The sequence below is a fragment of the Nonomuraea sp. NPDC049725 genome, assembly GCF_040674795.1.
In the GTDB taxonomy this organism is placed as follows: domain Bacteria; phylum Actinomycetota; class Actinomycetes; order Streptosporangiales; family Streptosporangiaceae; genus Nonomuraea; species Nonomuraea ceibae.
In genome coordinates, this window is record NZ_JBFANJ010000017.1 from 144,163 (window position 1) to 156,065 (window position 11,903).

Genomic DNA, 11,903 nt, shown 5'->3' on the forward strand with positions numbered 1-11,903 from the left:
GTACGGTGTACCGTACGAGGGTGACTGTGGAGTACAGCGGCAAGGGCGACCCCGCCCGCAGCCTCGCGCTGCTCTGGCGCACCAGCGAGCGCGTCAGCCGCAAGGGCAAGCCCGACCTGAGCGTCGACCGGATCGCCCGCGCGGCGATCGACGTCGCCGACGCCGAGGGGCTGCAGGCGCTGTCCATGCGCCGGGTGGCCGAGCGGCTGGGCGTGGGCACGATGTCGCTCTACACGTACGTGCCGGGCAAGCCGGAGCTGCTCGACGTCATGCTCGACACCGTCTACGGCGAGGTCCCGCTGGAGGACGCCGAGGGCGGCTGGCGCGACCGGCTGGAGCGCATCGCACGCGACAACTGGGACCTCTACCTGCGCCACCCGTGGCTGCTCCAGGTGGCGGCGAGCCGCCCGGTGCTGGGCCCCAACGCCACCGCCAAGTACGACCACGAGCTGCGCGCCGTCGACGGCATCGGCCTGACGGACGTGGAGATGGACTCGGTGATCACGCTGGTGTCCGGGTTCGTGCACGGCACGGCGCGGGGCGCGGTGGAGGCGGCGCAGGCCGAGAGCCACACCGGGGTGACCGACGAGCAGTGGTGGGCGGCGCACGCGCCGTTCTTCAACCGGATCGCCGACGCCAGCCGGTTCCCCACGGCCACCCGGGTGGGCCAGGCCGCGGCCGAGGCCATGGGGGCCGCCTACAGCGCCGGGCACGCCTTCGAGTTCGGCCTGCAGCGGCTGCTCGACGGAGTGGAGGCGCTGGTCGAGCGGCGTACCCGGGGCTGAGGAGGGGGTCAGCTCGCGGTGCGTCGCTCGCCGGCGGGCAGCACGGCGGTGCGGTGCCGCTCCGACGGCGGCCTGGTCCAGGTCACGCCGGGCCCGTCCTCGGCGATGAGCCCGAACACCACGTCGCGCAGCACGGCGGCGGCGGGCATCCCGGGCCGTTCCGCGCGCGCCGCGCGATGGCGCTCGCGCAGCCGGCCCAGGTCCAGCAGCAGCGTGGTGGCGTACTCGCCGGGCACGACGACCTCCAGGCAGCCGCCGGCCTCGTCGAGATACCAGGAGCCGCCGGGCGCGCCGTCCGGCCGGACGAGCTCGCGCACGGCGGCGCCGAACGCCGCCCGGTCCATCCCGCCGGCGTCATCGGAGGCGCCGTCGGAGGCGTCGTCGCCCGGCAGGCCCTCGGTCACGTGGAGCACACCGGGCTGCTCGGCGGCGGCGCACTTCTCGACCAGCTCGCGCACCACGCCCTCGGGGTCGTGCAGTCCCTCCTGGCCGCGCGCGGCGAAGCGGTCGGCCAGCAGGGACAGCGAGATCGCGCACGGCGGTCCGAAGAGCCGGAGCACGCCGCGCTCCTCGCTCACGGCCGCCTGGTCGTGGCAGGCCCGCAGGCCCTCCATGAACGCCACCCGGGCGTTCTCCTCCAGCCGGGACTCCCACTCCCAGGCCGGGTCCGGCGCCTCGTCAGCGCCGGTGGCCCGGCGCCGGAACGACCAGACGATCACCCCGGCGACGGCCAGTGCCACAACGACCGCGATCCACACGATTCACACTCCTGTGCATGCCTTTTCCGTGCCTCTTTCAGGGATCCGAAGAAGACCTAGCAGCGTAGTGTGATCATGCCCGATAAATCCGACAATTCCAGCTATCACCGCACGGGGGCGGCCCGCAGCCGCACCACGTGCTCGACCAGCGAGATCAGCGTCGCCTTGACCGACTCCCGGTTGCGCGCGTCCGTGCGCACGATCGGGACGTGCGACGACAGCGCCAGCGCCTCGCGCACCTCGTCGTCGGTGTGGAGGAACTGCCCGTCCCACCCGTTGATCCCGATGACGAACGGCAGCTTCGCCTCTTCGAAGTAGTCGATGGCCGGGAAGCTGTCGGCCAGCCGCCGCGTGTCGAGCAGCACGACCGCGCCGATCGCGCCCTTCACCAGGTCGTCCCACATGAACCAGAACCGGTGCTGTCCGGGCGTGCCGAACAGGTAGAGGATCAGGTCACGGTCGAGCGAGAGCCGCCCGAAGTCCATGGCGACGGTCGTCGTCCGCTTGGTCGGCGTCAGACCGAGGTCGTCGATGCCCGCGGACGCGTCCGTCATCACCGCCTCCGTGGTGAGCGGCAGGATCTCGGACACCGCCCCCACGAACGTCGTCTTGCCGACGCCGAACCCGCCCGCGACGACGATTTTCGTCGACGTCAGCCCGGGGCTAGAGCCTGCGAAGTCCACTGAGCACCCTTTCGAGCATATTGAGGTCTGGCTGTCCCTGGCTGAGGCGTGGCGCGTGCAGCCGGACGAGCCCTTCGTCCGACATGTCTGCGACGAGCACGCGAGCCACGCCCAGCGGGACGCGGAGCAGGGCCGAGATCTCTGCGACCGACCGGAACGACCTGCAGAGCTGCATGATCGCCTCCTGCTCCGGGGTGAGCAGGGCCATCTCGTCGTCCGGGATGGACATGGACGAGATCAGCGTCTCCATCGCGAGGTGGTAACGCGGCTCCGAACGGCCGCCGGTCACCGCGTAGGGACGGAACAGGGGCTCGTCGTCCCCTGCGCCGTCACTGCCGTACACGACCCACTCCCGTCATCTGCATCACCGCGTCCTGGCCGCCTGCAGCTCCGCCCGCAGGGCGGGGGTCAGTGCCTGGCCCGCCCGGTCGACGAGCAGCGTCATCTGGTACGCCACCAGCCCCATGTCACAGTCGGGCCCGGCCAGCACGGTCAGCACCGAGCCGTCGCTGATCGCCATGACGATCAGCAGTCCACGCTGCATCTCGACGACGGTCTGCGAGACCGATCCGCCTTCGAACACCCGGGAAGCGCCCACGGTGAGGCTCAGCAGGCCCGCGGAGACCGCGGCCAGCTGGTCGGCCCGGTCCGGAGGGAAGCCCTCCGAGGCGGCCAGGCAGAGCCCGTCCGCCGAGACGACGACCGCGTGCGCGACTCCGGGCGTGTTACGCACGAAGTCGGTGATCAGCCAGTCGAACCGGTGCGCCTCATGGCTGAGGGTCGTCACTCGCCCTCCCTAGCAGGACGCTCACTCACTCTCGTTCCTCCTGTTCACGTACTTCCGCCCGACCCCGGCGCACTCCCTGCTGGTAGCTGGCCATCCTGCTGCGTATCCGGTCCGGTGACAACGGCTGGGCCGGGGCCTGCCGCTGTTGCGGCTGGGCCGCCGGTGCGGCGGCCGTGCCCGGGACCAGGTTGGCCTTGGGGGTGCGCTTGGGAAGCCCGGCGGCGGTGGTGCCGCCGAGGCTGGGGTCGCTCGCGGCGGCCGCCGCCTGCCAACCGGCATCGGCAGCGGTTCGCCACGCTTCCTCCCCAGAGGGTACGGGTTGCGCGGGCGATTGCTCATCCCGGTTCGATTCCGGTGCTGTATCGCCTGTCGGTCTGCGGAACCAGGCGGACTCCACCGAGGCGAAGATCGGCAGGAACTCCTCCTGCCCGGGCTCCATCGGCGAGACGTCCACGGAGGGCGGCGGCTCGGGCCTGCGCACGTCGTTCGTGCTGTAGGCGGGCGCGGACGGGAATCCCCCGTCCGAGCTGGGATACGACGGGAACGTCCCGATCCGCTCGGGGCCGGGCTGCGACGGGTACGACGGGTACGACGGCGGCGCGGGAGCCGCAGGTGGCGGCGTCGGCGCCGGGCTCGGGTAGGACGGGAACGCCCCGGAGTCGAACGGCCGCTGCCCGAAGGCGCCGCCGTCGGTGTCGGCGGTGAAGGGCCCGACAGGCTGGCCGCCCCGGCCCGCGGCGGTGTCGAAGGAGTCGAAGCTGGCGAACGAGCCGTGGCCGTTGCGCGCGGGCGGCACCGGCCGCTGCTGGAGCGGCGGCTGCGCGGGAGCGCCCTGGTTGTAGGCCGAGCGCTGCGGCAGCGGCGGCTGGCCGCCGTCCTGCACCAGCGCGGGCGGCAGCAGCACCATGGCGATGAGCCCCTCGCCCTCGCCCTTGCGGAGCTGGACCCGGATGCCGTGGCGCAGGGCCAGCCGGCCGACCACGAACAGGCCCATCCGGCGCGACACCGACACGTCCACGACGGGCGGCTCGGCCAGCCGGCGGTTGGCCTCGGCCAGCTCCTCGTCGGTCATGCTGATGCCGGTGTCGCTCACCGACAGCAGCGCGCCGCCGCCCTCGATGAGGCTGCTGGAGACGATGACCTGGGAGTTGCTCGGCGAGAACTGGATGGCGTTCTCGACCAGCTCGGCCACCAGGTGGACGAGGTCGTTGGCGGCGCTGCCGAGCACCGAGGTGGCCCGGTGCACCTTGACCTGGACGCGCTCGTACCCCTCGACCTCCGACAGCGCGGCGCGGACCACGTCGACGAGCTTGGCGGGCTGGCTGCGGCGGCGGGTGGGCTCGTGCCCGGCCAGGACCAGCAGGTTCTCGGAGTTGCGGCGCATGCGGGTGGCCAGGTGGTCCAGCTTGAACAGGTCCGACAGCCGGGCGCCGTCCTGCTCGCCCTTCTCCAGGCCGTCGATGAGCGAAATCTGCCGCTCGACCAGCGTCTGGGTGCGGCGGGAGAGGTTGACGAACATGGCGCTGATGTTGCCGCGCAGCTCGGCCTCCTCGCCGGCGAGGCGCACGGCCTGGCGGTGGACCTGGTCGAAGGCCTTGGCGACCTCGCCGATCTCGTCGTCGCCCTCGACCTCGATCGGGCGCACGTCGGGCGGCGCGCTGTCGCCGGACACGCGCAGCGCGCGCACCACGTCGGGCAGCCGGAAGCCGGCGATCTCCAGGGCCTCGGTGCGCAGGCGGCGCAGCGGCGAGACCATCGAACGGGCGATGGCGACGGTCAGCAGCAGCACGAGCAGCAGCAGGCCCAGGATGAGCGCGCCGGCGATGATCGCGCTGCGGATCTCGGCGTCACGCAGCTCCTGGCCGCGCAGCGCGACGCGCTCGCTGAGCTTGTCCTCGATGGACGACAGCGCGTTGATGATCGTGGTGTTGTCGTCGAACCACTGGTCGGGCGCGGACTTGTCCGGCACGGTGGCGGCGAGCAGGTTCTGGCGCAGCCGGACGCCGGGCTGCTTGCCGCTGGCCAGCGTGATCGCCCGCGACTTGGTCAGCTCGGTGTTGACGTACTCGGGGATGGTCAGCGCCTTCTGCAGCTCCATGCCGATGGAGGCGCCGGCCTCCTGGGTGACGTTGTCGATCTCGCTGTGCTGCACGGAGTTGGAGGCGATGAACCGCTCCACCTCCTGGGCGTCGACGCTGGCGGAGTTGTAGTAGCCGCGCAGGAGCTGGTCGCGCTGGCGGGAGACCTGCTCCTTGGCCCGGGTCAGCGCGCTCAGCGCGCGGAAGTGGCCGATGATCTGCGGGTCCTCGCTCAGCAGGCTCAGCTCGTCGTGCAGCCGCAGCAGCGTGTCGAGCATCGTGTCGTAGCGGGTGGTGTCGCGCTGGGCTTCTTCCCTGATGCGCGGCAGCGCGTTGAGGTCGATGTGGGCCCGCTTGACGACGGCCTGGACGCGGTCGCCGTAGGACTCGTCCATCGCGCCGAGGTCGGCCCGCACGGCCTTGACCAGCCGGTCGACATCGGCCTTGCGGTCGTTGTAGGGCTTGCTCAGCTTCTTGCGCAGGCTCCTGGCGGCGTTGCTCCAGCCGCCGGTGTCACGCTCCAGCCCGACGGCCTCGACGAGGTCGCGGATGCGGGATGCCTGCTCCGCCGCGACAGTTGTGCGATCATAGTCACCGATGCTCTGAACCGAGCCCACCACGCGCGCTCCCCCGAGCACGACGCCTGCGATGGTGGGGACCAGGACGAGTGCGGTGAGCCGCCACCTCACGCGCCAATTGCGCAGCCCCAGCCGGGGCATCGGCCGCTTCAGGCGACCCTTCCCGGCGGCGGCGCCGCTGTCTGCACTCCCCGTTGTCACTGCTCCCGCTACCCCTCAATCATCCCGTTCCCGGCACGGGCCGTAGGCCGTCCACAAGGTATCCGCAGCATCTGACGTATCAGGCAAAACGGACACAATCGTTACAAATGTGACCGTGTGTCGTGTGCTGTTGGTTACCGCAGTGCCGCAAGCACCGCGTCGCGGACCTGGTTGCGCTGCGCCTCGTCGCTGAGGGGGCGTCCGGCGCGGTCAACCACGTAGAAGACGTCCACCGCCTCCGCGCCGAGAGTCTCTACGCGAGCGGCCCTTACGTCAAGACCGCAGGCCCCGAATGCCCGTCCGATGCGCCACAGGAGTCCTGGCTTGTCATGGGCCCTGACTTCCACCACGGTGGCCGTCGCGGAGGCGTCGTCCACCAACGTCACACGGGGTGGAGCGACCGGCACCCGGGCGGGCCGCATCGACCTGGTCCGGCGGGCCAGCCGCTGCTCGATGTCAAGGCGTCCAGCAAGGACCAGACGCAGATCCGCCTCCAGCGTGGCGGGGTCGGGCGGGGTGCCGTACTCGGGGATGACGGAGAACTCGATCACGGCCGTGGAGCCCGCCGACGCGGCCGAGGCCGACCGCACGACGAGGCGGTGCGCGGCGAGCACCCCGGCGGCGCTCCACAGCAGCCCGGCCCGGTCGGGCGCGACCACCGTGACCGCCCCGCCGCTGACGCGCACCGCGCCGCCGCCGTGCCGGGCCAGCGCGGCCTGCTCGGGCGAGAGCGTGGGCGGCTGCGGCGGCGGCGAGCCCGCCAGCACCGAGCGCACCCGGCGCACGAGGTCGGCGACGAGCCCGGCCTTCCAGGCGTTCCAGGCGGCGGGGCCGGTCGCGGCGCCGTCGGCGACGGCCAGAGCGGCCAGCAGGTCCAGCACGTCGCGCGAGCCCACGGTGGCGGCGACCTTCTCGATCGTGACCGGGTCGTCCAGGTCGCGGCGGGTGGCCGTCTCGGGCAGCAGCAGGTGGTGGCGCACCACGGTGGCCAGCACGTCCACGTCGGCCGGGGGCAGGCCGATGCGCGCGCCGAGGTCGCGCACCACGACCTCGCCCGTGACCGAGTGGTCGCCCGGCCAGCCCTTGCCGATGTCGTGGAAGAGCGCGGAGATCAGCAACAGGTCGGGGCGCGAGACCTCGCGGGTGTGGCCGGCCGCGTTCGCGGCGGCCTCGATCAGGTGCCGGTCGACGGTGAAACGGTGGATCGGATGGCGCTGCGGCCGGTGCCGTACGCGCTCCCAGTCAGGAAGCAGTCTGACAAGCACGCCCGCCTGGTCGAGCTCCTCCCACACGGGCACGGCGGCGCGCCCGGCGCCGAGGATCGACACCAGCGCGTCCCGCGCCTCCTCCGGCCACGGCACCGGCATCGGAGGCGACTGAGCTGCGAGAACGGACACCGTGGCGGGCGCCAGCGGCAGTCCCGCCCCGGCCGCCGCGGCGGCGGCCCGCAGCACCAGCACCGGGTCCTTGCGCGGCGACACCCCCCGGGCGAGCACCACCTCCCCGCCGTGCTCCACCACCCCGTCGGCCAGCGGACGCCGCCCGCGCGGCACCGGGCCTGACAGCAGCCTGTCAACGGAACGCCAGGTGCCGTCGAAGGCGTGCGAGATCGTCCGGCCCGCCTCCGCGAGCCTGCGCATGAGCGCCTCCGCGTCGAGCAGGCCCAGCAGCCCCGCCACCGCGTCCTGCTCCTGCAACACCAGCCGGTCCGTGCCGCGCGCGGTGACCACGTGCAGCGCGTGCCTGACGTCCAGGATGAACTCGTACGCCTCCCGCGCCCGCGGGCCGGGGGCCGAGGCCACCCACGCCGCCGCCACCGCCTGCATCGCCTGCACGTCGCGGAGCCCGCCCCGGCCGTCCTTGAGATCGGGTTCGAGGAGGAAGGCCAGCTCGCCGCTGACCTTGGCCCGCTGGTCGGCCGACTCGCGCAGCTCGGCGAGCCGCCGCCGCGAGTCGGCCCGCCACTCGGCCAGCACGCCCTCCCTGGCCCGGCGCGTCAGCTCCGGGTCGCCGGCCACGTGCCGGGCCTGGATGAGGCCCAGCACGGCCTTGAGGTCCTGCCTGGCCACCGAGACGGCCTCGTCCACCGTGCGCACCGAGTGGTCGAGCCCGGCGGCCGAGTCCCAGATCGGGTACCAGATCCGGTCGGCGATCCTGGCCACGTCCGGCCGGCCGTCGTGCAGCAGGACCAGGTCGAGGTCGCTGCCCGGGGCCAGCTCGCCGCGGCCCAGACTGCCGACGGCGACGAGGGAGACGCGCTCCCCGTCGCTCGCCGTGCGGAAGAGATCCCTGAGCCAGCGGTCGGTGTCCGCGGCCCGCTCCTTGCGGGCCGCGGCGTAGGACCGCGCCTCTCCCCTCGTCACAGGGCTTCCGGCCCCCGCTCCCCGGTGCGCACCCGGATCACCGTGTCCACCGGGACGGACCAGACCTTGCCGTCGCCGATCTTGCCGGTCTGGGCCGCCTTGACGATGACGTCGATGACGTCCTCGGCGTCGTCCTCCTCGGCCAGCACCTCCAGCCGGACCTTGGGCACCAGGTCGACCTGGTACTCGGCGCCCCGGTAGACCTCGGTGTGGCCGCGCTGGCGGCCGTAGCCGCTCGCCTCGCTGACCGTCATGCCCTTGATGCCGAACTGCTCCAGGGCCGCTTTCACGTCATCGAGCTTGAAGGGCTTGATGACGGCTGTGATGAGCCTCATGCTTCCACCTTCTTGGAGGCCGGATTCTTGGGGGCCGGGGTGACGGTGACGGGGCCGTTCGGGGAGGTCACGCCCGAGGCGTAGACGGTGCCGAGGTCGTAGCCGGTCTCGGCGTGGCTGGTGACGTCGATGCCGGTGACCTCGTCCTCGGGCTTGACGCGGAAGCCCATCGTCTTGTCGATGACCTTGGCGATGACCCAGGTGACGGCGAACGAGTAGCCGCCGACCACGACCGGGCCGAGCACCTGCAGCCCGAGCTGGCCGAGGCCGCCGCCGTAGAACAGGCCCTTGCTCTGCTGCGGCAGGAACGGGTAGGCGGCCACGAAGCCGAGCGCCACCGCGCCCACGACGCCGCCCACGAGGTGCACCCCGACCACGTCGAGCGAGTCGTCGAAGCCGAGCCGGTACTTCAGGCCGACCGCGTAGGCGCAGGCCGCGCCGGCGAGCAGGCCGATGAGCATGGCCGCCCACGGGTCGACGAAGCCGCACGCCGGGGTGATGGCGACGAGCCCGGCGACCGCGCCGGAGGCGACGCCCAGGCTGGTGGCGTGGCCGTCGCGCAGCTTCTCCACCACGAGCCAGGCGCCCGCCGCGACGGCGGTGGCGATCTGCGTGTTCATGAACGCCAGCGCGGCCGTGCCGTCGACCGCCAGCTCCGAGCCGGCGTTGAAGCCGAACCAGCCGAACCACAGCAGGCCCGCGCCGAGCAGCACCAGCGTCAGGTTGTGCGGCCGCATCGGCTCCTTGCGCCAGCCCTGCCGCTTGCCGATGACCAGGGCGAGCGCGAGCGCGGCGGCTCCGGCGTTGATGTGGACGACGGTGCCGCCCGCGAAGTCCTCGATGCCCATCGCGTTGAGCCAGCCGCCGGTGCCCCACACCCAGTGCGCGACCGGGACGTACACGATCGTCGCCCACACCACGGTGAACAGCACCCAGGCGCCGAACTTGGCCCGGTCCGCGATCGCGCCGCTGATCAGGGCGACCGTGATGATGGCGAACGTCAGCTGGAAGGCCGCGAACAGCAGGCTCGGCATGCCCGTGCCGTCGTCCTTGGTCGCGGTGTCGACCAGGCTCTGCAGGCCGAGCGCGTCGAACCCGCCGACGAGGTTGTTGAGCGCGGGGCTCGGGTTCTCGGTGAAGGCCAGCGAGTAGCCGAACAGCACCCAGATGACGGTGACGGTGATGATCGCGGCGAACGACATCATCATCATGTTCAGGACGCTCTTGGCCCTGGTCATACCACCGTAGAAGAACGCGAGGCCGGGAGTCATCAACAGCACCAGCGCGGTGGCCGCGAGCATCCAGGCCGTGGTGCCGGTATCGATCTGCACGGCGACCCTCCTTAAATGTGACGTGTCGCCACAGCGTGTTCGCCGCCGGTTTCGGCCCTCCACCTGGTGTGTTTCGCATGGGTGAATCTCGCCGCGCCGGTGTTTCACCCGCGTTTCGGACAGTTCACGCGGCCCGTTGCGGTCCTATGAGCCCCGCCCGCAAGGGGCTTCAGCGCGTTAGGCGCACCGGATCGCCCTGCGCGATCGTGCCGGGACGCAGCACGCGCGCGTACACGCCCGCGCACGGCTGGGGGCCGGTGCCGAGCACGTCCACCCGGTTGTGCCGGGCCGGGGTGCGCAGCGCGTCGGTGTCGCGCCCCAGCTCGCCGTGGGCCAGCGTCGGCACCGCGCAGCGCGGCGTCGGCGCGATGACGCCCAGCACCAGCTCGTCGCCCACCGTCAGCTCCGCGCCCACCCAGGCGTTCTCCGGGAACCCGGGCTCGGGCGTCGTGATCACCAGGTTCGGCCGGTAGCGGGCCGCCTCGACCACTCCGCGCGGCCCCAGCTCGCCGATCCTGGCCAGCGCCGACGTGGTGATCAGATGGACGGGCGCGAAGTCGAAGAACGTGCCCTCGGGCGCCGCCCCGCCCAGCCCGCCGACCGTGAACGGCACCTCCGCGTCGACGCCCCGGTCGAGCACCTCGTCCGGCACCGACCGCTCCAGCTCGGCGCCCTCGGGCGGCGTGTCCACCAGCCGGACCTCGCGGCCCAGCAGCTCCGACAGCTCCGCGTCACCGGGCGCCGCGCCGCCGCGCAGCGTCAGCAGCCCGCGCCACAGCCTCGGGTTCTTGGCACTGGCGATCTTCCCGGTCGCCACGTCGAGCACGGCCTTCACCCGGTCACCGGCCAGCCCGCGCTCGCTCACGCTGCTGGCCGCGACCTCCTCGCCCAGCATCGACTTGACCGGGTAACGGAACAGGGACGCGATCTCACCAATCTGCATGCCCGGAATCCTAGGCACCCGGTGCGGCGAGCTCAGGCGGCGGCGTCGGCCATCCGCCGCAGCCGCGCCAGCGCGTCACGCTCGATGCGCCGCGCCCGGTCACGGCCGATGCCGTAGCGCTCCCCCACCTCGGTCAGCGTGTGCTCGCGCCCGTCGACCAGCCCGTAACGCCACCGCAGCATCTCGCTCGTGTCACCCTCCAGCCCGGTCAGCCACTGGTCCAGCCGCTCGCGCTCCAGGATGTCGATCGCCTGCTGCTCCGGATCCGCCCACGTCTCGTCGGCGATCATGTCGCCCAGCTCGGTCTCGTCCTCGTCACCCACGCCGAGCTGCAACGACACCGGGTCGGACGCCCAGCGGCGCAGCTCGCGCACCCGCTCGATGGGCAGCTCCAGCAGCGCCGCGAGATCCTCGTCGGTCGGCTCCACGTCGAACTCGGCCAGCATGTCGCGCCGCACCCGCATCAGCCGCGTCATCTGCTCACCGGCGTGCGTCGGCAGCCGCACCGGCCGCGCCTGCTCGTGGATCGCCCGGCCCACCGACTGCCGGATCCACCACGTGGCATAGGTGGAGAACTTGTAACCCCGCTTGTAGTCGAACTTCTCCACCGCCCGGACCAGCCCGAGGTTGCCCTCCTGGACCAGGTCGATGAGCGGCATCCCGCGCCCCGAATACTTGCGGGCCACCGCCACCACCAGGCGCAGGTTCGCCTGGATGAACTCGTCCTTCGCCCGCTGGCCGGAGACGGCCAGCCGCTCCAGCTCCTCGTCCGCCGCGTCCCCGATCCGCGGCTCCGCGCCCCCGCTGTCGAGCAGCACCTCGGCGAAGAGGCCCGCCTCGATCCGCTTGGCGAGCTCCACCTCTTCCTCCGCCGTGAGCAGCGGGACCCTGCCGATCTCCGCCAGGTAGGTCCCCAGCAGATCGCGGTCGGCGACCGCCTGCTCCTGCGCGCGACTCCCCGTAGGCCTTGCCATCCCCAGGCACCTCGTTCCGCAGCTGCGTTCTATATCCGGCCAACGTCCGGCCAGGGGCAAAGATTCCCTAAAGGACTACGACCAGCG

General features: G+C 72.3%; 11 protein-coding genes. 1 reads left to right on the forward strand and 10 read right to left on the reverse strand.

Annotated elements, in window-relative coordinates; translation table 11 throughout:
- The first annotated feature begins 20 nt into the window (after window positions 1-20).
- The gene (locus AB0J53_RS35495) at window positions 21-785 is read left to right on the forward strand and encodes a TetR/AcrR family transcriptional regulator (RefSeq protein ID WP_357590499.1); all 765 of its coding nucleotides are present in this window, start codon (window positions 21-23) and stop codon (window positions 783-785) included.
- Window positions 786-793: 8 nt separating this feature from the next.
- On the opposite strand, the gene AB0J53_RS35500 is transcribed toward AB0J53_RS35495, so the two are convergent.
- From AB0J53_RS35500 to AB0J53_RS35545, 10 genes are all read right to left on the reverse strand, one after another.
- Entirely contained in the window at window positions 794-1,543 is a 750-nt protein-coding gene (locus tag AB0J53_RS35500) for a hypothetical protein (RefSeq protein ID WP_364180412.1), read from the reverse strand.
- A 104-nt stretch (window positions 1,544-1,647) separates the two neighbouring features.
- Window positions 1,648-2,226 (reverse strand): ATP/GTP-binding protein, encoded by a 579-nt coding sequence (locus AB0J53_RS35505; RefSeq protein WP_357590502.1) that lies wholly within the window; start codon window positions 2,224-2,226, stop codon window positions 1,648-1,650.
- Window positions 2,207-2,569 carry a DUF742 domain-containing protein gene (locus AB0J53_RS35510; RefSeq protein WP_049575903.1) on the reverse strand — a complete coding sequence of 121 codons (363 nt, stop codon included), beginning with the start codon at window positions 2,567-2,569 and terminating at the stop codon, window positions 2,207-2,209. The genes AB0J53_RS35505 and AB0J53_RS35510 overlap by 20 nt, the downstream gene beginning before the upstream one ends.
- Before the next feature lie 21 nt (window positions 2,570-2,590).
- Entirely contained in the window at window positions 2,591-3,013 is a 423-nt protein-coding gene (locus tag AB0J53_RS35515) for a roadblock/LC7 domain-containing protein (protein ID WP_049575902.1), read from the reverse strand.
- 25 nt (window positions 3,014-3,038) lie between these two features.
- Window positions 3,039-5,780: a nitrate- and nitrite sensing domain-containing protein gene (locus AB0J53_RS35520; protein ID WP_364180415.1), complete on the reverse strand. Its 2,742-nt coding sequence runs from the start codon at window positions 5,778-5,780 to the stop codon at window positions 3,039-3,041.
- Between the two features lie 224 nt (window positions 5,781-6,004).
- Complete coding sequence (locus AB0J53_RS35525) at window positions 6,005-8,233, reverse strand: [protein-PII] uridylyltransferase (protein WP_364180418.1); 2,229 nt, start codon at window positions 8,231-8,233, stop codon at window positions 6,005-6,007.
- Window positions 8,230-8,568, reverse strand: coding sequence for a P-II family nitrogen regulator (locus AB0J53_RS35530; protein ID WP_049576418.1), 339 nt, complete (start codon window positions 8,566-8,568; stop codon window positions 8,230-8,232). Before AB0J53_RS35530 ends, AB0J53_RS35525 begins: the two co-directional genes overlap by 4 nt.
- Window positions 8,565-9,899, reverse strand: a complete 1,335-nt coding sequence (locus tag AB0J53_RS35535; RefSeq protein WP_364180420.1) for an ammonium transporter — start codon at window positions 9,897-9,899, stop codon at window positions 8,565-8,567. The genes AB0J53_RS35530 and AB0J53_RS35535 overlap by 4 nt, the downstream gene beginning before the upstream one ends.
- Window positions 9,900-10,068: 169 nt before the next feature.
- Window positions 10,069-10,842 carry an MOSC domain-containing protein gene (locus AB0J53_RS35540; RefSeq protein ID WP_364180422.1) on the reverse strand — a complete coding sequence of 258 codons (774 nt, stop codon included), beginning with the start codon at window positions 10,840-10,842 and terminating at the stop codon, window positions 10,069-10,071.
- A gap of 32 nt (window positions 10,843-10,874) precedes the next feature.
- A complete protein-coding gene (locus tag AB0J53_RS35545; protein ID WP_364180425.1) occupies window positions 10,875-11,816 on the reverse strand; it encodes a sigma-70 family RNA polymerase sigma factor in 942 nt (313 codons plus the stop codon).
- Window positions 11,817-11,903 lie beyond the last annotated feature (87 nt).